At 71.1% G+C, this 20,475-nt stretch carries 13 protein-coding genes and 2 pseudogenes; 2 read left to right on the top strand and 13 right to left on the bottom strand.

What is annotated here, in order from left to right:
• Positions 1-168: 168 nt before the first annotated feature.
• Both ACZ7MG_RS24375 and ACZ7MG_RS24370 read right to left on the bottom strand, forming a co-directional pair.
• Positions 169-5,025, bottom strand: coding sequence for a trypsin-like peptidase domain-containing protein (locus ACZ7MG_RS24375; RefSeq protein WP_471383396.1), 4,857 nt, complete (start codon positions 5,023-5,025; stop codon positions 169-171).
• Positions 5,015-6,025, bottom strand: coding sequence for a trypsin-like serine peptidase (locus ACZ7MG_RS24370; RefSeq protein WP_471383395.1), 1,011 nt, complete (start codon positions 6,023-6,025; stop codon positions 5,015-5,017). Before ACZ7MG_RS24370 ends, ACZ7MG_RS24375 begins: the two co-directional genes overlap by 11 nt.
• A 327-nt stretch (positions 6,026-6,352) precedes the next feature.
• On the opposite strand from ACZ7MG_RS24370, the gene ACZ7MG_RS24365 reads away from it, so the two are divergent.
• On the top strand, positions 6,353-8,842 hold the full coding sequence (locus ACZ7MG_RS24365) for a hypothetical protein (RefSeq protein ID WP_471383393.1): 2,490 nt from the start codon (positions 6,353-6,355) through the stop codon (positions 8,840-8,842).
• Here ACZ7MG_RS24365 and ACZ7MG_RS24360 read toward each other — a convergent pair.
• The 3 genes and pseudogenes from ACZ7MG_RS24360 to ACZ7MG_RS24350 form a co-directional block, all read right to left on the bottom strand.
• Positions 8,829-11,174, bottom strand: coding sequence for a trypsin-like peptidase domain-containing protein (locus ACZ7MG_RS24360; RefSeq protein ID WP_471383390.1), 2,346 nt, complete (start codon positions 11,172-11,174; stop codon positions 8,829-8,831). The genes ACZ7MG_RS24365 and ACZ7MG_RS24360 overlap by 14 nt on opposite strands.
• Positions 11,171-12,010: a trypsin-like serine peptidase gene (locus ACZ7MG_RS24355; protein ID WP_471383387.1), complete on the bottom strand. Its 840-nt coding sequence runs from the start codon at positions 12,008-12,010 to the stop codon at positions 11,171-11,173. Before ACZ7MG_RS24355 ends, ACZ7MG_RS24360 begins: the two co-directional genes overlap by 4 nt.
• Before the next feature lie 295 nt (positions 12,011-12,305).
• Positions 12,306-12,752: pseudogene (locus ACZ7MG_RS24350) on the bottom strand (integrase); the annotation flags it as partial.
• Here ACZ7MG_RS24350 and ACZ7MG_RS24345 point away from each other — a divergent pair.
• Positions 12,748-13,279: pseudogene (locus ACZ7MG_RS24345) on the top strand (3'-5' exonuclease); the annotation flags it as partial. The pseudogenes ACZ7MG_RS24350 and ACZ7MG_RS24345 sit on opposite strands and share 5 nt — an antisense overlap.
• Positions 13,280-13,369: 90 nt before the next feature.
• Here ACZ7MG_RS24345 and ACZ7MG_RS24340 read toward each other — a convergent pair.
• Genes ACZ7MG_RS24340 through ACZ7MG_RS24305 form a run of 8 tightly spaced genes read right to left on the bottom strand, consistent with a single transcriptional unit; the run spans position 13,370 to position 20,466 of the window.
• A complete protein-coding gene (locus ACZ7MG_RS24340; RefSeq protein WP_471383385.1) occupies positions 13,370-14,221 on the bottom strand; it encodes an amidohydrolase family protein in 852 nt (283 codons plus the stop codon).
• A gap of 9 nt (positions 14,222-14,230) precedes the next feature.
• On the bottom strand, positions 14,231-14,542 hold the full coding sequence (locus ACZ7MG_RS24335; protein WP_471383383.1) for an L-rhamnose mutarotase: 312 nt from the start codon (positions 14,540-14,542) through the stop codon (positions 14,231-14,233).
• A gap of 28 nt (positions 14,543-14,570) precedes the next feature.
• Entirely contained in the window at positions 14,571-15,221 is a 651-nt protein-coding gene (locus tag ACZ7MG_RS24330) for a LutC/YkgG family protein (protein WP_471383380.1), read from the bottom strand.
• The gene (locus tag ACZ7MG_RS24325; RefSeq protein ID WP_471383377.1) at positions 15,218-16,657 is read right to left on the bottom strand and encodes a lactate utilization protein B; all 1,440 of its coding nucleotides are present in this window, start codon (positions 16,655-16,657) and stop codon (positions 15,218-15,220) included. Before ACZ7MG_RS24325 ends, ACZ7MG_RS24330 begins: the two co-directional genes overlap by 4 nt.
• Positions 16,654-17,394, bottom strand: coding sequence for a (Fe-S)-binding protein (locus ACZ7MG_RS24320; protein WP_471383375.1), 741 nt, complete (start codon positions 17,392-17,394; stop codon positions 16,654-16,656). The genes ACZ7MG_RS24325 and ACZ7MG_RS24320 overlap by 4 nt, the downstream gene beginning before the upstream one ends.
• Entirely contained in the window at positions 17,385-18,389 is a 1,005-nt protein-coding gene (locus ACZ7MG_RS24315) for an aldo/keto reductase (RefSeq protein WP_471383372.1), read from the bottom strand. The genes ACZ7MG_RS24320 and ACZ7MG_RS24315 overlap by 10 nt, the downstream gene beginning before the upstream one ends.
• Complete coding sequence (locus ACZ7MG_RS24310) at positions 18,389-19,144, bottom strand: SDR family NAD(P)-dependent oxidoreductase (RefSeq protein ID WP_471383369.1); 756 nt, start codon at positions 19,142-19,144, stop codon at positions 18,389-18,391. The genes ACZ7MG_RS24315 and ACZ7MG_RS24310 overlap by 1 nt, the downstream gene beginning before the upstream one ends.
• On the bottom strand, positions 19,141-20,466 hold the full coding sequence (locus ACZ7MG_RS24305; protein WP_471383367.1) for an L-fuconate dehydratase: 1,326 nt from the start codon (positions 20,464-20,466) through the stop codon (positions 19,141-19,143). Before ACZ7MG_RS24305 ends, ACZ7MG_RS24310 begins: the two co-directional genes overlap by 4 nt.
• Between the last annotated feature and the right edge of the window lie 9 nt (positions 20,467-20,475).

Genomic DNA, 20,475 nt, shown 5'->3' with positions numbered 1-20,475 from the left:
GAACTGCTCGACGACATCCAAGATCCCGCCCCGCCCCGGGAGTGGCCCAACTGCACGAGACCCGCTCATGAAAGGCGGTCCTGGTCGTCGACGTCCAGGTTCAGCAGGAGAGTACTGGTGCCGAAACCCGCCTACAAGCGTTGCTGGCCGTCGTCACTGGCGACGCCGTCAGTCTCCGGCGCGGGCCAGATCCGCGAACAGGCCGGGCCAGCCGCCCTCCGAGGAGTGCCGCTTGTACTGGTCCAGAATCTGGTGCATGGCGCGCTGGAGACGGGCGCCGAGATCCGGCCGGGCCGCGACGTCTTTGAGCGCGGCGCGCAGCTCGGGCGTACGGTTCACCGGGACGCACTGAAGCAGGTGCCCGGCGAACGCGTCCTCCAGGAGGGGAAGTTCACGGACGATCCGCAGCTGGGTGTCCGTTCCGCTCCCCGGGACGAACGACCACATCGCCGCCCGCCATGCCTGGGCGACGTCCTTGCGGCGCGCCGAGCCGAGCGGGCTCTCCCGCAGCCGACGGCCGACATCGAGCAGGAGGTCGGCACACTCGTCCTCGGTGAGCGGGGTGTCGCGCCGGTCCGGGAAGACGAAGTTGCTCACCTTGATGATGGTGAGCGCGTCGACGGGTTCGTGGAAGGCCAGCCGGAGCGCCTCGGGAACGTCCGAGGCCGCCCCGTGGACGCTGTACCACCACACGCACCACAGGCGGGCCTTCCGGCCGAGTTCGCTCCCACCGTCCAGTGTGCCGTCCGCGCCGCACTGTGCGCGCAGCAGCCGCAGGGCATCCGCAGGAGGATACTCATGCCGTTCGAGCCCTGCTCCGACGAGTTCCATCATCCAGCCCAGAGTTATCGGGTCGGGAACGCGGTCGATCCAGCCCGCCAACTCCATCCAGGGCAAATCCAGCATCGTGCCCCTGTGCCGCAGCACGACGAGTAGTTCGGCCAGCTCCCTCAGCCTCTTCCGGACCTTGTGGCTCATTGCACTGGGGCGGATCGCTGGCACCGTGGCGCCCAGCGCGCCGAGGGCTGAGCGGGCGAGCCGGGTGAGCGAGGCGTCGTCGAGCGTTACCCCGTTCACCAACATCGTCCTCGCCTGCCGGAGTTCACCGATGCGCACCAGCAGATCCATCATCACCCCGGCCTCAACCGCGTTCGCGGGGCGCCTCTTGTACGGCTCCACCCATTCCGCGACATCTGCCCCGGTCACGGCGAACCCGCTCGGAAGCTCCCCGAGTGCCGCAGCCGCCCCAGGGACACCGGCGACCGCGCCCCGCACCAGCAACGCAAGCAGACATCCCGCCGAACGCCAGACCTGGACGGGGTCACCCTCGGGCGACCAGGCAGAGGCCGCACGCCCGGCCACGTCGGCGACCCGGTACGCCGGCAGGTCCAGCTGCTCCAAGGCCGTCCGGGCGACCTTGGCGCGGATATGCACCAGTTCGCGGTCGTAGCGGTCAGCGATTGGCATGCCCTGGACGAGCCAGTCGACGGCCAGGTCGCGCACGGCCCGACCGACGGGGCTGTCGGAGTCCAGGAGACAAACCAGGGATCCGCGGGACAGGTCGGCGACCTGCTCCCCGCCGGTGACCCGGACGAGGAGGTCGACCAGAGGCCCCGGATCTGCTGTGGGCGGACACACGTCCGCGGCGGCAGTGAGGAGGCCACCGAACAGCGACCGGTCGGCCGTCGTCGGGCCTGGGGCGGCCGACAACCGGGGGACCAGCTCGGTGAGTTGGTCGACCAGCTCGGGAAACGTGAGCGTGCGCAGATACGGCAATTGGACGGAGGTATGCGCCTTAATCAGTGCGGAGGAGACCACGCGCGTGTCACCGAGCAGCTCGTCTGCCCAGTCGGCCCACCGGCGCGGCGCTCCGTGCGCGGCGCTCGACGCGGCCATTCTCGACAGGACGTCCGCCGCGTACTGGTGGTTGCCGGCTGCCAGAGCGGCCCGCACCACGGACCTGACGAGCGGGAAGGCATCCGCGGGCCGCGCTGGCAGGAGCCGGACGAGGAAGCGGGCGAACTCGACCCGCGTGGACAGCTCGTGGCCGCCCTCGGTCGCACGCTCCAGGAGCCCTGTCGTCCGGACGGCGCTGACGACCTCCCCGGGATCGCGGGGCAACAACCGGTCGAGCACCTCCAGGACGGCGAGCCAGGCGTTGTCCGCGCGAGCCGCGGCGGCCTTGAGGCAATCGGCGTCCCGGGACTCGAACCCGCGTCCCGGAGTGGGCAGCAGTTCCAGGAACTGCCGCAGGGCCAGCAGTGCCAGCCTCGGAGAGTTAAGGATGTGCAGCAGGTCGGTCAACATCTCCTCGGTCAGCAGGGAACTCTGGGCGCAGACCGACAGCACCGTGCGGCGCAGCCCGTACCGGACCGTGGTGCGCTCCCCGTCGAGGTCGTCGGAGATGGTCTTCAGCAGCTTCCCCACCGTCGCCGCCGCGGCGTCCGCGGCGTCCTGCGTCCGGTCCGCGCACAGCCACGCCTGCTCCAGCACTGCGAGCAAAAAGTAGTCCTCGCCGTCGGCTTCCTGGAGCCGCTCGACGAGTGCACCGAGCCCGGCGGCACCCCGGCCGTGGACCAGAGCGTAGCTTGCTGCATACTCGAAGAAGGTCTGGTGAAAGAACTGAAAGACGCCGTTCGCGAAGTGCCCGACCCCGCGCTTCTCCAGGAGGCCCGCCTCCTCCTTCAGCCGGGCGGGAGTGAGCCCAGCAGGCAGCCGGACCCGTTCGACCCATGCCTCGGGGCGGCCAGTCCGCAGCATCTCCAACGCGAGTGCCACAGCCGTACCACCAAGGTCGCGGCCGTGGTCCGGGCGGTTGCCGCCGGGGTCCCAGGAACGGCGGTCGCGGGTCACCCGATGGTCCCAGTACGTCTCGTACAGGCCGGTGGTGTCGACCACGTCGGGGACCTGACCCGGCGTGTAGACCTCGAACAGCATGCGCAGGGTCAGCGGACGCAGGCACAGCGGGTGCAGGGAGATGTTCCGGGCCACGATCGTCAGCATTCTGCTGATCAGGTCTTCCCGCAGCTGGGGGTCGTTCGTGAAAAACCTGCTGTGAGCCAGTACTGCGCGTTCGAACTCGCTGGTGGTATGCGGGCCGGCCGCAGTGTTGGTGGCGTAGTCGCTCAGCGGCAGCCGACGCCATTCCGGGGGCAGCTCGGCCGCCTCGGCCACCCTGGAGGTCATGACAACGGCGGCGCCCGCGTCTCCCGCCGCGTGCACGACAGTGACCAGCCGTTCCCAGTCGTCCTCATTGTTGACCAGCACGTCGACGGTATCGATCAGGACCGTCACGGTCCGCCCGCCGACGCGGGCCTGCCGGATCGCCTCGACGAGCATGCCCGGGTCGACCCTGGCACCTCCGGACGGGCCGGTGACCAGCCAGGTCGCCTTGAGGAAGAACACCTCCCCGGAGGCTGTTCCGCAGCGGCGCCGGGCCAGGCTCCACAGGATGCTGGTCTTGCCGCACCCAGCCTCCCCGACCACCACGAGGGGGGTGAGAGTGTCGGCGTCCAGCCGTTCCAGCAGTTCCTCTTCCAGGTCGCGGGTGACGTAGAGGCCCGCCGCGAACTGGCTCTCCTCGCCGTCGGCGAACACGGTTCCCGAGACGATGCCCGCCGAGTGCCGCGCACGGTCGCTGAGCAACCGCAGCCGGGGCAACGGGTCGCCGGGCCGGAAGCCGAGGGCGGACTCCCGGGAGGCGGGGGTCGGCGGCCCGGCCGGAGCGGACGGAGAGACGCCGAGGGCGGAGGCGAGCCGCATGGATGCCTCCCGTATGCGGTCACGCCCCTGGTGCCCGGTGCCGGGGGCGTCGGGCATCCCACGCAGGTCCACGGGTGACAACAGGGCGAGGCTTCCCGATGCCTCGCCCTCGACCAGTACGGGAACCAGACGACTGGGGGCGCTCGCGTGGTCGAAGTCGTGGACGATGTGATCGCGCTCCTCCGTCATGCCGGGGTCCGCGAGATAGGCGGGACTGACGAGGGCGAGAACCTTCCCGCCGCCGTCCACGTGCTCCCGTACCGTGCGATGCCCCGGCCGGTCGGCGGACGGGCCCATCAGCACCTGATGTCCCGAGGCGGCCAGGACATCGTGGACGAGGTCGGCCCACGATCGGTCCTGGGGCACCCAACTCAACATGACGGCAGGTGCGGCACCGCTCGGCCGAGAGGGTGCAGGCGAATGCGGATCCAGTATCCGGGCGTGCGGGCCGCCCGCCACGGACCGGGCGATCGCGGATGCCGGAACGCCCTGGTTGACCGCCCCTGCGGCGTAGTGGTGGATGCCGACGAGCCGGCCCCGGAGATCGACGACGGGGCCGCCGGACGACCCGGGCGTGGTGTTCACGTTCTGGTAGCGGATCCGCGTGCCCTCGTCGTTGATCACCGCCGGAGCGGTCGTGTACGAGACACGCGTCGGCTCGCCGAGAGGGTGGTGAACGACGAACAGCAGATTCGCGCGGTGGAAGTCGTAGGTGTCCGGTTCCAGCAGGTAGTGCCCGCGGCGGCCGGGACCGGCGGACAGGGCTGCGGGGAGGTATGGCACCGGTCCACAGCCGACCCGCAGGAGGGCGTAGTCCAAGTGGTCCGGTGGCGCCTCCCAGGACAGCGGGGAGGCGTTCCGTTCGGCGGCGGTGGGAGGACTGCAGGCGAGCAGCTCCGTCAACCGCACCCGTATTCCCCGCTCATGGGGTGCGGCTCGGCCGTCGCCGTATGGCGCGAGGAAGTCGAACCGCGCCTCCAGCCCGTCCGGCAGCGTCCCCGGTTCCAGGGCCGTCCCCAGCACATGACCAGCCGTCAGCAGGATGTCAGGCGCGACCAGCACGCCCGTTCCCACGGGCTGACCGCCGCTCTCCACGCGCGCGACCCGGACCGTCATGTCATGCAGGACCCGGATGAGGTCCGCCGGGTCGACCAGTCCGGCGGTGGCCCGGGTGATGCCTTCCAGCCCGGCCGCGTACGCCGCGTCACCGGCGGCGTCCGGGCCGGGCCCGTTGTCCGGCGGGGTGGCGTGCTCAGCGGCCACGCGCGCGCACGATCCGGGCCACGGCAGCGGCATGCACGGCCACATTGCTGCGCCCCGCCGCGCCTCCGAAGTGGAGGGCGACCGCCTTGCCGGAGTCCAGGTCGATCACGGCGGAGCCGGAGTTGCCGCCCAGCGTGGTGGCGTCGTGGTGGACCACGTCCTGCCCTTCGACCGCGGTGAGCTGTCCCGCGGCCAGCCGCTTGCAGTTGTAGACGCCGTCGAAGATCCGCTGCTGGTCGGCCGGGTCGGCGCGGGAGTCGTGCCCCGGGTAGCCGATCACCGCGATCCAACCGCTCACCCGCGCCCCGGAGGTGTCGAGCGCGATGGGCGGCGGCGGGTTCTCGCCGTCCTCACCACTCGCGTCGATCCGCAGTAGCGCCACGTCATACCTGTGGTCCGGTTCGATCCACACGACCTCGGTGACCCGGAAGCGGGACTCCTCCGGCTGCTGGTACTCCTGGTACCAGTCCAGGCTGGGCCGTACGACCTTGCCCGTCCAGGACTGCTTGAAGGCGAACCCCGAACCCGAGCCCGCCCCGGCCTGCGCATCCCGGGCGAACTCCTCAGCGACATGACGGTTCGTCACGACCAGCCGGGGACCCACCATCCAGCCCGTGCCGACCCATTTCAGGTCGTGGTTGCGCAGGTCGATACGGCCGACGCTGGGGATCGCCTGCTCCAGCGGCCCACGGGCACGCTCGACGCGGGCCGTCACGCTCGCACTGGTGGCGCGGCCGTCCGGCGGCAGCTGGAAGGTGGATTTCTGTACCAGGTGCACGGGCCGGGTGAAACGCTCGATGATCGCCTCCAGGCCGGAGCCGTCCGGCACCCAGAGGCCCTCGGACATACGATTCACGGCCTCGGCAGCCCGGTCGGCCGTGAGCCCGGCGTCCACGCTCTCGAACCCGCCGAGGCCGGTCGCGCCCGCCGCGATCTCGTCGAACCGGTCGAGGAATTCCTGCCTGACCTCGTCGTCGGAGAACAGATGCCGATAGTCCAAGAGATCCCTCCTCGACAGCGGGACAGCGCGATTGGTCCCCGATGCTCCCTGCTGCTGCCTGACAGGGATGGTACGTGAGTGCCAGTGAGAGGCGGCGAGCTATCTGCCCTGCTGCCTTGCCGCTCTCTCGCCCCACCGCTCCCAGCCGAGGACGGCTGGCCAGTACCTCTCGCCGAGTTGACCTACCGCATGTCATGCAACTTCCGTACCCAGCAGTCCCGCGGGGATCAGACGAACGGACAACTCCGCAGTCGCGCCAGTAGGGTGCGGGACGCGCCCTCGTGCGGACCAAGACGCGAGGGCGGTGCGCGGGAGGCGCCGACAGACATGGAAGTCTGGTTCTTCGTCCTGTTCGTTGTCGTCGTCCTCATCGCCCTCCGGCGCGCGCTGCTGCTTCTGCGCAGACTGCGCCCAGGCAAGCGCGGCGTGCTCGTCGGGCCCCAGCGGGCGCAGGCCCTGGACCGGCTCCAGGCGTCCGTGTGGCGGGAGTGGTCCGAGGAGGCCGACAAGCGCGGCCTCACTCCGAACATCCAGCGGCCGCGGCTGCTCCACACGCAGTGGGCCCCCGCGCCCCCGGAGCTGACCGACGGCCGCACGCGTGGGCTCACGGGCACCACGGCGGACATGGCCGGGCTCGTCGAGTCCTTCACCGCGCTCGTTCCCCAGCGGCTGGTGATCATCGGCCCGGCCGGTTCGGGCAAGTCGACCTTGCTCCTGCTGTTCCTGCTCGAACTGTGCCGGACACGCGAACGGGACGTGGCCGAACAGGGGTTGCAGACGCCGGGCGCGGAGTCCCCGTCTCCGGTGCCCGTCCTGTTCTCCCTCAGTTCCTACGACCCGAGGCGTCACGGGCTGCTGGACTGGCTGGCCGGGCGGCTGGCGGCCGAGTATCCCGAGGTGGGGTCGGCGGTTTCCGCGAGGGATCTTCTCCACCGAGGCGATGTGCTGCCCTGTCTCGACGGGCTCGACGAGGTCCCCAAGCAGCGTGTCGGCAGGGTGCTTGACCGTATCCGCAGGGAGTTCGCCACCGCGCGGCCGGTGATCCTTGCCTGCCGCACCGAGGAGTACGGGCAAGCCCTGGTCCGGGAGCCGGTACTGCACGGCGCCTCGGTCACCGAGGCGCGCGAGCTGGCCTTTCCGCACGTGATGGAGTACCTGCGGGCCAGCCTCGGAGAAGGCGGCCCCAGCCACAAGGAATGGGCGGATCTGTTCGGCCGCCTTGAACACGGCTGGGGGGTGCTGGAGGACGAAGTGGCCGCGGCACGCGGGCGCGGTGTGCCGATGCCCCCGCCGAGCTGGTCCCTGCTGGCAGCGCCCGCCGGTCGGTCCGATGTCGCGGAACTGGGCAGGCGATGGACAATCCAGGCGGAAGCGGTGGCGGCTCAGGGCGGCCCGGCACACGAGGTGACTCCCCACCTGCTCGCGGCCCTTGGCACGGCACTGACGTCGCCCCTGACGGCGAGCCTTTTCACCGATCTGTACGGCTACGCGGACGTCAGCGACGAGACACCGTTCCGGCGGCTGGCGCGTGCTGCCCCCGACACGGTCCGGGCGGCGATCCTGGAGAACGCGGTGCGCGTCCTCTTCGACCACCGTCTGAACCCGGACGACTGGCCTGACGCACGGGGGCACCTGTCTTTCCTGGCCCGCCACCTGGAGCGCATCGGCAGGACCGACCTTGCCTGGTGGGAGCTGAGCGGCGCGCTCCACCACGGCGTGTACGGCGGCCTGCTGGGGCTGCTCGCAGCCGCGGCAGGCGGCATCACCACGGCATCCGCGGTCGACGCGGGGGAGGGCGCGTCGGCGGCGTTCCAGCTGGGCGCGGCAGCGCTGGGCACCGGGATGCTCGTGTCGTGGTGGGGGCCGGACCGGGTGGCTTCATGGCTGGACGAGTTCCTGCTCAAGAGGTCCGCCGCGCGGAGGCCGCGTCGGGAGAACCCGGAGACAGGGACACCATCGGGCGGCCACGCGGGGGACCCGAGGCTCGGGCGGACGTCGACCGCTCTCGCAGTCGGGCTGCCGATGGGAGGAATCCTGGGCTTCCTCGGTTCGTTCCCGAACGGGCCTGTCGTCGGGCTGCTCATCGGCATCATCGGCGGTTCGCTGGTCGGAGTTCCCGCCGGACTCCTCGGTGCGGGCGGGCCCGTGCGGGGACCGCGCTGGTTCCGCCGCGGCACCGGCTTCCTGCGCCGCGTCGCGGGCGGAGCGGGCGTAGGGTTCGCCGGTGGGGCGGCCATAGGGCTGCTCTTCTGGTGGACCCTGCGCACCATCCGCGGGTCCGACGCCGGGCAGGAGAACCGACCCACCTACGTGCTGTCCTCCATGCTCCTGTTCGCCCTTGTCGGCATGGTCCTGGGGCTGGTGTCGGGTTTTCTTCGCTGGCTTCAGACACCTGCGCCGGCCGACGACTCCACGTCCCCGCGGATCCTGCTGCGCGGGGACCGGAGGCTGGTAGCCGGATGGGCTCTGATGATCGCCGGGGTGGCCGGGTTCGGCATGGGATGGATCATGGCGAACTCCTCGACCGGCCGCGGGCAGGTCGCCGAGGGCAGCGTGTTCCTCATAGCCCTGGTCCTATGGGTGCCCATCGCCGTCCGTCCCTGGCCCCGGTATGTCGTCGCGCGCTCCTGGCTGTGGCTCCGGGGTGATCTTCCACGCGACCTCATGGCATTCCTGGAACATGCTCACAAGGTGTCGGCGCTGCGGCAGGTGGGCGGTGTCTACCAGTTCCGGCACAAGGACGTGCAGGAGCACCTGAGCAGGGTACCCGCCGACGCGACGCACGGTCCTGGCCGTCAGGGCGTCAGGAGCCGGTGAGGAAGCTGGTCAGGGCGGCTTTCGCCGTGTCGAGCGCGCGCAGCAGAATTTCGGCGGCGTCCTCCGGCTGGTCCGCGAACAGGCCGGTCGACGCCTCACGGTCGAGCGCGCCTAGATCGCCGACGGCGCACCATTGCTCGACATCGTCCGGAGTCAGTCCGGCCGTTGTCGCCAGCGCGCGGAACGGCGCTGCCAGCGCCGCGCGCACCACGTGGGTCCCGGGATTCCCCTTACCGCCCGGGAGGGCGGCTCGGGCGCGCAGCAGCGCGAGACCGCCGCCGGGCACGGTGCCGCACCGCAACGCGGCCTGGGCCGTGTGCACAGCCCGTTCGGCCGACTCGGTGCGGGCGACGATCTCCGCCTTCGTTTCCGCGCCGACAGCCAGACGGACGGCGCGGGAGGTCAGCCAGGCGATCTGTTCCTCCAGCGCCGACCGTTCGTCCTCGGAGGCCGCCCGGTCCAGGAGCACGCGGGCGGATACGGTCCAGCGGTCCAGCATGCGCGGATCATGACCGCCGCCCACCAGCACCGTCTCCGACGCGGAGACCACCGCCAGGTCGACCCGGCCCAGCACGTCCAACCAGGCGGTCCCCGGGAGCAGGCCGGAACCCTCCGACAGCGCCGTGGCGCCGGTCAGCAGGGCCAGGGACCGCAAGCGCTGGTGCCCTCGCCGTGCGGCGGGGAGACGGGCCACCGTCGGCACCGGCCCGTCCGCCGGATCGCACAGGGCCCGCAGCAGATCGCTGCGCGGATCGGAGCCGTCCGCGGTGGTGAGCACCAGGAGCGGTCTTCCCTCCCTGGCGAGACAGTCGCGCAGCCGGCGGAAGGCCTCGCCGTCGCCCGTCACCGAGTCGAGCAGCAGCACGTACGGCTTCACGAGCCGGGTCTGGCGGGTCCATGCGTCGCTTCCGGGGGCGTCGGCGGCGTATGGGAAGGCGTAGCCGGCGGGCACGCGCAGGCCTTGGCATACGGCCGGTTCCTCGACGGCGCGGGTCACGCCGGGTTCGCAGATCACAACGCCGTAGGGGCCCGCGAGCAGTGCCGCAGCCGAGACCGCCTCAGCCACCTGCGGGTCCGCCGTCGTACCGCGAACGACCGCGTCCGGACGGGAACACGGCACCGCCATGTCGGCCAAGGAGGCGCGGGCCAGGTCGAGCGCCTCGGCGGATTCCCGGAGCAGCTCAGGCAATCTGCCACCTCTGGCGCGCTGGTCGGCCGCCTCCCCGATCAGAGCCGCGGCGAGGACCGCCGCCATCAGGGCCCCGTCCCCTGACGCCGCGTCCATCGCGCGGGCGGCCTCGACGACCGGATCGATGCCGGGTACTGCTCGGGGATCGGCGTTATGAAAGCAAGCGGCTACTTGCCGGGCGTCGGTCACCCTGACGGGTCGGCCATCCGGGCCCAGCACCGTGGCGCCAAGGGGGCGGGATCCGAGCAGAGCGCTCATGGCGGCTCCGACGGCCCGGGCGCCGTCGCCCGGTGTCGTGCCGGTCCCGCTTCTCCGTGGCACCGGGGTCTCCGGAGCCCGGACGCGCGGTAGTGGGCGATCGAGAGCCTCGCGCAGCACCTCGCCGTGGGGGCCCGCCAGGATCCGGGAGGAGATACGGGAGGTCGGGATGCCCTGGTTCAGGTTCATGGCGTTGAGATGGCTGTGGTGCATCGCCACCAGGAGGCCGTCGGCGGTGACGAGGGGACCGCCCGACGAGCCCGGCAGGGTGTTCGCGCCTTTGTACCGGACACGATTCGCGCCGGAGCGCAGGATCTCCCCGGTCACGCTGTGGTCCAGCAGGAGCCGCAGGGGGTGGTGGAAGAGATGCAGCGAGCTGCTGCCGAAGGAGTAGTGCTCCTCGGTCAGCTTGTAGTAACCCCTGGGGCGCAGAAGGCCGTTCGGCTCCACCAGATCGGGTGGATGCGCGGCCAGGCGGACGAAGGCGAAGTCCAGACCGTCCTCGCCGGTCTTCATGCCGGGTGGCACCGGGTCGCCCGGGGCGGGCGGGCTGGAGTCGAGGATTTCGGTGAGGGGAATCCGCACAGCGTCCTGCGCGGAGGTGTGCCCCGGGTCGTGGTAGGAGGGGAACACGGCCACCATCCCGGCGACCGGTCCGGCCCCGGACGTGCCGGGCGACCACCGGACCGCGTGCCCCGCGGTGAGCAGCAGCGCGGGCCCGACCAGGAAACCGGTGGCCACCTGGCTGCCGCCGCGCTCCAGACGGGCGACTCGTGCCTCGGCCTCGGCGACTCTCGTCTTGACCTCCTGGGTCGAGTGCGTGCCGGCGCGGGGATTGGTGGCCGCCTGGAGTCCGGAACCGGAGTCCGGAGCCTCCGTCGTCACGAGGTGCGCTGCCGGACGAGACGCGCGACGTCACCGGCGGGTACGGCGTAGTTGCGTTTCCCTGGAAACCCTTGGCAATGAAGGCCGAGCGCTTGTTCGGTGTCCAGGTCCACTACGACGGACAGGGAGTTGCCGCCGAGCGTTGTCGTGTCGTGATGGAACCACCGGTTGCCGTCGAACGAGATGACCTGCCCCGGAGCGAGCCGCTTGCACTCGAAGATGCGCTTGCGGTCCTCCGGGTCGTCGTACTTTCCGATGTAGGGGTAGCCGATCACTCCCGCCCAACAGCCCACGGTGAGCCCGTCCTTGCCCTTGGCCAGCTCGATCGGCGGCGGCAGGGATCCCCCATCCTCACCGGTCGGGGCGAGTATGAGCAACGCGGCGTCGCAGGGGGAGGAGTCCGGCTCGATCCAGACCACATCTGTCACCGTGAACCGTGATTCCTGCGTCCGGCTGTGCTCGTGACGCCAGTCGATGTAGGCATGCACCTGGGCCAGGGGATTCGCACGGAACCGGACGCCGCCGCGGTCCCTCTTCGCGAACTCATTCGCCACGTGGCGGTTGGTGACGGCGAGCCCCTCGGCCACCACCCATGCAGTTCCCACCGACTCCAGGTCGTGGTTGCGCGGATCGACCCGTCCCACACTGTCGCCCCGCCAGGTCCCCTCGGCCATCGCCTTGACGGCATCGGCAGCCCGGTCGACATCCAGGAGACCTTCCGGAGCGCCGACGCTCTTCAGCCCCGACGACGTCGCGACCGCATCCCTGATCTCCTCGAAGCGGTCGAGGAACTCCTCCCGCACCTCGCGGTCGGCGAAGATCTGCGTGTACTCCATGCCTGCCCCCGTCAGTGCGGTGCTACGACGGACACGCTACTGGGTGACAGACCGGACACGCAGCGACATGAGAAGGCGGTCACTGGCACACGACGAAGACGACCAGACCGGAGATCCGCCCGGCAACGCCCCCCGCCCTTTTGCTCCCCGCTCTTGATCCGCGAGCGGACGGGCCTTGGCCGAGTTCTCCATCGCCGCCTGTTTCGCGGTGCCCGCTGTACCCGGTCGCCCGCTACGGGCACAGCGGGCACCCCCGATGATTCGGGTCGATCCCGGTATCCTTCAGGATCTCTCACACGGTGGAGGCGGCCACCTGCACGCCCAGGACGAGCAGCTCACCGTGGACGCGCCGATATCCCCACCCGGGATTCTCCCTCGCCAGGCGCAGGATGAGAGCGCGGATCGAGCGCACCGTGTGTGGCCGTCCCGAACGTTTCGGACGGGAACGGGCCGCATGGCGGCGCGCGAGAAGGTCACGGTGCTGGCGCATCACCGTGTCCGGCCGTACCAGCAGCCGCACCCCGCGCAGCACCTCCGTCGGCAACCGGCGCAGCAATGCTGCCAGGAACGCGCGATCGCCCGGGGCGAACCGCACTCTCCGGCCGTCAAGTTGGCGCTCCAGTACCCTGATCTGATGGCGAAGAGCGAGGATCTCGGCGTCCTTGCCATGGTCGCTCATCGGCAGTAGGCGCAGCAGGGTGAAAGTCGGCCTGGTCGCCAGTCCGGACACAGCGACACTCATCGCACTGGCGCTCGCCGCCCGTGACCTCAAGGACGGCCGTCGTACTTCCCACCCCGAACTCGTTCTCTTCGGCTCCTGGGGTGAGTTGCAGGACTACGCGGAGCACGATCCAGCCGGCCGAGACTCCAGCCCTTCCTGGAACTTGTCGACACCCACGGCCCCGAAGCAGTCATCGCCGCCGTCGACGCGTTGACCGACGAGCACAAGGCCAAGGTGGCGGTCTCCACAGCTCACAAGGCAAAGGGCCGGGAGTGGCCCGAAGTCAGAATCGCCAACGGCTTTCCGGCTCCGCCCGACAGCGACCGGCAGGACGCCAGCAGCCGCCCGATCGCAGAAGCGGTGAGCGATATGGACGCGTGCCTCGGCTACGTCGCTGTCACTCGCGCCCGACGCCGGCTGGCCTCGGAGGGCTCGCATGGACCGAGAATCATCCATCTGCTGTCAACGGCTCGGACAAGCCCAACCGCAGTGCTGTTCCATCGAGCGCGCAGCTTTCCAGTCATCGCCCCGAATCCTCGACACACTGAAGTACCGAGTCACTGTGGAAGCGCGGTGCGAGTGGTCCGCAGGGGTGCCGTAGCTGCCGGGGTGCGGTGTCATCCCGGTCCGCTTTGCGGTCAGTCTGTGATCGTCCGATAGACACACCTGGCCGTTCCCCACCAGAGGGCGTCCGCTTCCGCCGGGCTCAGAGCGCCGGTCAGGGTTCGGCTGACCCCGACGACCTCCGCGTAGTCGGCGGCGAGGGTGCACACCGGCCAGTCGGAGCCGAACATCAGCCGGTCGGGGGTGAAGGCGTCCAGCGCCGTGTCGACGTAGGGGCGAAGTGTGTCGGGAGTCCAGGTGTGCCAATCGGCTTCGGTGACCAGGCCGGAGACCTTGGCAACCGTGTTGGGCAGCGCCGCCAGTTCCCGGATCCCGGTGGCCCAGGGTTCCACGGAGCCTGAGGCGATGGGCGGTTTGCCGAGGTGGTCGAGGACGAAGGTGAGCTCCGGGACGGCCGCGGCGGCCCGTACGGCGGCGGGCAGCTGGTGCGGCAGGATCACCAGGTCGTAGACCAGTCCCGCGGCGGCCACGGCACGCAGACCGCGCAGCACGTCCGGGCGGGTCAGCCAGTCCGGATCCGGCTCGCCCTGCACCTGGTGGCGGATGCCCGCCAGGAACTCGCCGCCTGGCAGCTCCCGCAGCCGGGCCAGCTCGTCGGCGATGCCGGGCGCGGTGAGATCGGTCCAGCCGACGACTGCGCCCACCAGGTCCGAGCTTGCGGCCAGGGACAGGAACTCCGGGGTCTCCTCCGCCACGGTGACGGTCTGCACGAGAACCGTGGCCACGACTCCCGCGGCACGCGCGGCCGGCTCCAGATCGGCCAGGGTGAAGTCGCGGCGCAGCGGGGCCAAGGCGGGCCCGGTGATCCAGTCCTGGTCGCGGACGGTGAGGTCCCACAGATGGTGGTGGGCGTCGACGATGTCCATCCGGTCGGTTCAGAGCTCCCAGACCACGGGCAGCGGGGCGTCGGCGCCCCCGGCGGAGTAGTCGTGGGCCACTTCCACCAGCTCGGACATCCGGGTCTGCCAGGCGGCGTTGACGGGCAACTTCCCCAACTCGGCGATCATCGCGGCGTAGTCCTCGACCTCGATGACATGGAAGAGGTCGGTGCCGCTGCGCCAGATCGTCCATTGAGTGGCTCCGGCGGCCCGGATCGCCGCGGTCAACTCCGAGGGGACCTCGCGGTGGGCGGCCTCGTACTCCTCGACGCGGTCGGCACGGACCTTGGTGTGCAGGGCGACTCTCATGGTCACGGCTCCTCAGGCTTCGATGATCTCAGTCTTCGATGATCAGGATGTCCAGGGTGCGCGGCCCGTGCACGCCCTCGACCCGCTCCAGCTCGATGTCGCTGGTGGCGGACGGGCCGGAGACGAAGGTCAGCGGGCGGCGCGGATCGAGGCGTTCGAGCGCCTCGGGTACGTCGCCGCTGACGTCGGCCGCCCGCACCACGCACAGGTGGTAGTCGGGCAGCAGGGTCAGGGCGCGGCGGCCCTGGCCGGGCCCGGCGTCAAGGACGAGCGTGCCGGTGACAGCGATCGCCAGGGTGGAGGTGGTCAGCACCGCGTCGGCCGCGTCCAGCTCCCGTACGGTCAGCGGCGGGCTGTCGGACAGCCTCTGCCAGGGGCCTTCGGGGAGCAGGTCGGCGGGGAAGCCCGCGGGGACGACGAGGCTGTGGACGCCGCGCAGGGTGAGGGCGGCGGCCACCGCCGACCGGGCCTTGTCCTGGGGGACCCGGGTGACCTCGGCGCGGTAGTCGGCGGCGCGCTCGGCGAAGAGGCCCACGGGGTCGGAGCCCGCATGGCTGCGGCGGTAGGCGCGGGGGACGGATGGTGCGTCCCCCGGTACCACGTCGGTCAGGGCGCCCCGGATACGGGTGAGGACCGTCTCGCGGCTCAACCCCGGCTGCGGCTTGGCATGGTTCGTCATCTGCCGTTCCTTTCCCGCCGCCACCACGTCCGGAAGCTCTCCCGCGGCGGCGTCGGAGTGTCGCGGGTGTCCGACCACCGCGCCAGCGGCCCGGGCAGTCGGCGCAGCACATCGCGCCGTGACAGCCGTCCGAAGAGGGCCGCGCCCCGCTGTGCCACGGCCAGTCGGCGTGGGGTGGCCAGCGTGACCGCGGCCGCCTTCATCACCAGGGCCTCGGGGGTGGGGACGGGGCCGCGCTTGGCGTCCACGGCCTTGGCACGGAGGTGGACGAGCACGGTCGGAATGTCGATCTTCACGGGGCAGGCGTCGTAGCACGCCCCGCACAGTGTGGAGGCGAACGGCAGCGACGCCGCGTTCTCCACCCCGGCGAGCTGCGGCGTGAGCACCGCGCCGATCGGACCGGGGTAGGGCGAGCCGTACGCGTGGCCGCCGGTGCGCTCGTACACCGGGCAGACGTTGAGGCAGGCCGAGCAGCGGATGCAGGCCAGGGTCTGCCGGCCGACGGTGTCGCGCAGGGTGTCGGTGCGGCCGTTGTCCAGCAGCACCAGGTGGAAGTCCTGCGGGCCGTCGCCCGGGGTCACGCCCGTCCACAGGCTCGTGTACGGGTTCATCCGCTCGCCGGTGGAGCTGCGGGGCAGCAGCTGCAGGAAGACCTCAAGGTCGGTGAAGGAGGGAACGACCTTCTCGATGCCCATCACGGTGATCAGCGTCTCGGGGAGAGTGAGGCACATCCGGCCATTGCCCTCGGACTCGACGACGGCGACCGTACCGGTGTCCGCACAGGCGAAGTTGGCGCCGGAGACGGCGACCTTGGTGGTGAGGAACTTCTCCCGCAGATGCAGCCGTGCCGCGTCCGCCAGTGCGGCGGGTTCGTCCGTGAGCCCTTCGGGGGCGGGTGCGCCCCAACGGCCCATCGCGTCCCGGAAGATCTCCCGGATCTCGGAGCGGCCCTTGTGGATGGCGGGCACCAGGATGTGCGAGGGCCGGTCGTCGCCGAGCTGCACGATCAGCTCCGCCAGGTCGGTCTCGTAGGCGCGGATGCCCTCGGCGTCCAGATGCTCGTTGAGTCCGATCTCCTGGGTGGCCATGGACTTGACCTTGACCACCTCGGTCTCACCGGTGGCCTGGACGAGCCGGGTGACGATCCGGTTCGCCTCGGCGGCGTCGGCGGCCCAGTGGACGGTGCCGCCGGCGGCGGTGACCGACTCCTCCAGGCGCAGCAGATGCGTGTCGAGGTCGCGCAGCGTCGCGCTCTTCAGGGCGGCGCCCGCGGTACGCAGGTCCTCCCAGTCGTCGAGTTCGCCGGCCAGGGCGATCCGCTTGCCGCGGATGGTGCCGGTGGCCTTGCGCAGGTTGGCACGCATCCGGGTGTCGGCGACGGCCTCCTTCGCCGCCTTGGGGAAGGCGGGGGTGCCGAGCCACACGAGGTCGCTCATGCCGCGTCTCCTTCCGTGGCCGCGAGGATCTCGGCGAGGTGCAGTGTGCCCACGCCGGTACGCAGCCGGGACAGGCCGCCGCCGATGTGCATCAGGCAGGAGTTGTCGCCGGCGCACACCGTCTCGGCCCGGGTGTCCTGCACGTTGCGCACTTTGTCGGCGAGCATGGCGTTCGAGACGTCCGGGTTCTTCAGGGCGAAGGTGCCGCCGAAGCCGCAGCAGGAGTCGGCGTCGGGCAGCTCGACGAGGTCGATGCCCCGCACCGCGCGCAGCAGGTTGAGCGGCCGGTCGCCGACCCGCAGCATCCGCAGCGAGTGGCAGGTCGGGTGGTAGGTGACCCGGTGCGGGAAGTACGCGCCGACGTCGGTGACGCCGAGGACGTCGACCAGCAGCTCGGACAGCTCGTACACCCTCGGGACGACCTGCGCGACCGCGTCCACGAGCCGCGCGTCGCCGTAGTCCCGGGCCAGCGTCCCGTGGTGCTCGCGCACCATGCCGGCGCATGAGCCGGACGGGGTGACGACCGCGTCGTAGCCGTCGAAGACCTCGGCGAAGCGGCGCACCATGGGAAGGGTTTCCGGCCGGTAGCCGGTGTTGAAGTGCATCTGCCCGCAGCAGGTCTGCTCCTGCGGGAAGTCGACCGTGTGGCCGAGCCGCTCCAACAGCGTGACCACGGCCTTCCCCGTCTGCGGGAACATCGTGTCGTTGAAGCAGGTGAGGAACAGGGCTATGCGCACGGGGTGGGGACCTCCGCGCTCAGCAGGCCGGCGGCCTTGAGCTCCTGCCACAGTGCCGCGGGAACCGGCTGCGTGTGCAACGCGACGGCGTCCTCCACCTGTGCGCCGGTGCGAGCACCGAGCAGGACGCTCGCGACCGCCGGGTGACCGAACGGGAAGGCGAGTGCGGCGGCGCGCAGCGGCACCCCGTACGACTCGGTGATCTCGCGCATGCGCAGGGCGCGGTCCAGCAGATCGGCGGGGGCGGCGGCATAGTCGTACGGGGCGCCGGGCTTCGGATCCGCCAGCAGGCCGGAGTTGAAGACGCCGCCGATGACGACGCTCTTGCCGCGGGCCTCGGCGGCCGGCAGCAGATCGTCCAGAGCGGGCTGTTCGAGCAGGGTGTAGCGGCCCGCGCAGAGCACCGCGTCCACATCGGTGTCGGTGACGAAGCGGGCCAGCATGCCCGACTGGTTCATGCCGGCGCCGATGGCGCCCACGACGCCTTCGGCGCGGAGTTGTTCCAGCGCCGGGTAGCCCTCGCGGAACGCCTGCTCCTCGTGGTCGTCCGGATCGTGGAGCAGGGCCAGATCGATACGGTCCAGGCCCAGCCGGGTCAGGCTCTCCTCGATCGAGCGGCGCACCCCGTCGGCGCTGAAGTCCCAGACCCGGCGGTGGGTGGCGGGGACGGCGAAGCCGTGCGCGAGGTCGTTCGCCGGCGCGTCGTCGCCGTCGTACGGCTCCAGCAGCCGGCCGACCTTCGTGGAGACGGCGTACTCGCTCCGCGGCCTCTCGCGCAGTGCGGCACCCAGGCGGCGCTCGGACAGGCCGAGGCCGTAGTGCGGGGCGGTGTCGAAGTAGCGGATCCCGGCGTCCCAGGCGGCCCGCACGGTCGCCGACGCGGTCTCCTCGTCGACGGGACGGTAGAGCCCGCCGATGACGGCGGCCCCGAAGCCCAGCGTGGTGACCTCTGTCTTGCTGCCGCCCAGACGGGCGGTGGATATCGCGGCGTTCATCACTGTCCTGTCGGGCGAAGGCGCAGGCCCTGCATGCCGCCGTCCACGGCGAGCGCGGTGCCGGTGATGGACGCGGCGGCGGGGCTCGCGAGGTAGACGATGGCGGCGGCGACCTCGTCGGCGGTGACCAGGCGGCCCATGGGCTGGCGGGCGTTGAGCGCGACGCGCTCGGCCGCGGGGTCGTCGGCCTGGTCCAGCAGCCGCCCCACCCAAGGGGTGTCCGCCGTACCGGGGTTGACGCAGTTGACGCGTATGTTCTCGCGTACGTGGTCGGCGGCCATCGCCAGGGTCAGCGCCAGCACCGCACCCTTCGAGGCGGAGTACAGGGCGCGCTGCGGGAGCCCCGCGGTCGCGGCGATGGAGCAGACGTTGACGATCGCCGCACGGTCCGAGCTTCTGAGGTACGGCAGGGCCGCGCTGGTCGCCCGGACCATGCCGAGGACGTTGACGTCCAGGACCCGGTGCCACTGCGCGTCGTCGTTGTCCTCGACGGTGCCGATGGCGCCGATGCCCGCGTTGTTGACGAGGATGTCGAGGCCGCCGAGGGCGTCGGCGGCGGCGTCCGTCGCGGCCCGCACGTCCGCGCGGTCGGTCACGTCCGCCTGGTAGCCGCGCAGCCCCGCGGGCAGGTCGCCCGGGTCGAGGTCCAGCACGGCGACCTTCGCGCCGCCGGCGGCAAGCAGCTTCGCCGCGGCCAGGCCGATCCCCGAGGCTCCTCCGGTGACCAGGGCCCTCAGTCCGGTGAGCTCGCTCATGCGGCGGTGCTCCTCTCCAGGTCGGCGGCCCAGAAGACCCCGTCGGGATAGCGGTAGGCGGCGATCGACTCCTCGTACATCTCGGCGGAGAAGCCGGGGGCGGTCGGGGCGGTGTAGTGGCCGTGCTTCATGACCACGGGGGTGAGGAAGTGCTCGTGGAGATGGTCGACGTACTCGACGACCCGGTCCTCGGTGGTGCCGGACAGCGCCACGTAGTCGAACATCGACAGGTGCTGCACCAGCTCGCACAGCCCCACCCCGCCGGCGTGCGGGCACACCGGTACGCCGAACTTGGCGGCCAGCAGCAGGATCGCGAGGTTCTCGTTCACGCCGCCGACCCGGGCCGAGTCCAGCTGGAGGATGTCGATCGCGGCCGCCTGCAGCAACTGCTTGAAGACGATGCGGTTCTGCACGTGTTCGCCGGTGGCGACCTTGATGGGGGCGACCCCCTGGCGTACAGAAGCGTGTCCGAGGATGTCGTCGGGGCTGGTGGGCTCCTCGATCCAGTACGGGTCGAACTCGGCCAGCGCGTTGGTCCACTCGACCGCCTCGCCCACGTTCCAGCGCTGGTTGGCGTCGATCGCGACCCGGATGTCCGGGCCGACAGCAGCGCGTGCCGCCCGCATACGTCGGATGTCGTCGGCCAGATCGGCGCCGACCTTCAGCTTGATCTGCGTGAAGCCGTCCGCGACCGCCTCCTTGGCCAGCCGGGTCAGCTTCTCGTCGGAGTAGCCGAGCCAGCCGGGGGAGGTGGTGTAACCGGGGTAGCCGCGTTCCAGCAGCGCGGCCTCACGTTCCGCCGCACCCTGCCGCCCGCTCCGCAGCAGGGCGACGGCCTCGTCCTGGGTCAGGGCGTCCGCGATGTAGCGGTAGTCGACCTGTCCGGCCAGCCACTCCGGGTCGGCGTCGGCCAGCAGCTTCCACACCGGCTTCCCGGCACGCTTACCGGCCAGGTCCCACACGGCGTTGACGACCGCGCCGATCGCCATGTGCATCACGCCCTTCTCCGGGCCGAGCCAGCGCAACTGGCTGTCGCCGATCAGGTCGCGGTTCAGTGAGCCGGGGTCGGCGCACAGCTCGGCCACGTCCCGGCCGACGACGTGCTCCCGCAGCGCCTGGATGGCGGCGACCTGGATGTCGTTGCCGCGGCCGATGGTGAAGGTGAAGCCGTGCCCCTCCGACCCGTCACCGGCGTCGGTGCGCAGCACCACATAGGCCGCCGAGTAGTCCGGGTCGGGGTTCATCGCGTCGGAGCCGTCCAGCTCCCGCGAGGTCGGGAAGCGGATGTCGTAGGTGTCGAGGGCGGTGATTCTCGCGGTCACGGTGGTGCC

Source organism: Streptomyces sp. NPDC107538 (assembly GCF_055657445.1).
This window is presented reverse-complemented; position numbering and strand designations above follow the sequence as displayed.

What these genes read in the sequence shown, in the direction of transcription:
- ACZ7MG_RS24365 (WP_471383393.1), top strand. Translation starts at nt 6,353, where the DNA reads ATGGAAGTCTGGTTCTTCGTCCTGTTCGTTGTCGTCGTCCTCATCGCC.
- ACZ7MG_RS24355 (WP_471383387.1), bottom strand. Translation starts at nt 12,010, where the DNA reads ATGGAGTACACGCAGATCTTCGCCGACCGCGAGGTGCGGGAGGAGTTC.
- ACZ7MG_RS24340 (WP_471383385.1), bottom strand. Translation starts at nt 14,221, where the DNA reads ATGGACATCGTCGACGCCCACCACCATCTGTGGGACCTCACCGTCCGC.
- ACZ7MG_RS24335 (WP_471383383.1), bottom strand. Translation starts at nt 14,542, where the DNA reads ATGAGAGTCGCCCTGCACACCAAGGTCCGTGCCGACCGCGTCGAGGAG.
- ACZ7MG_RS24330 (WP_471383380.1), bottom strand. Translation starts at nt 15,221, where the DNA reads ATGACGAACCATGCCAAGCCGCAGCCGGGGTTGAGCCGCGAGACGGTC.
- ACZ7MG_RS24325 (WP_471383377.1), bottom strand. Translation starts at nt 16,657, where the DNA reads ATGAGCGACCTCGTGTGGCTCGGCACCCCCGCCTTCCCCAAGGCGGCG.
- ACZ7MG_RS24315 (WP_471383372.1), bottom strand. Translation starts at nt 18,389, where the DNA reads ATGAACGCCGCGATATCCACCGCCCGTCTGGGCGGCAGCAAGACAGAG.
- ACZ7MG_RS24310 (WP_471383369.1), bottom strand. Translation starts at nt 19,144, where the DNA reads ATGAGCGAGCTCACCGGACTGAGGGCCCTGGTCACCGGAGGAGCCTCG.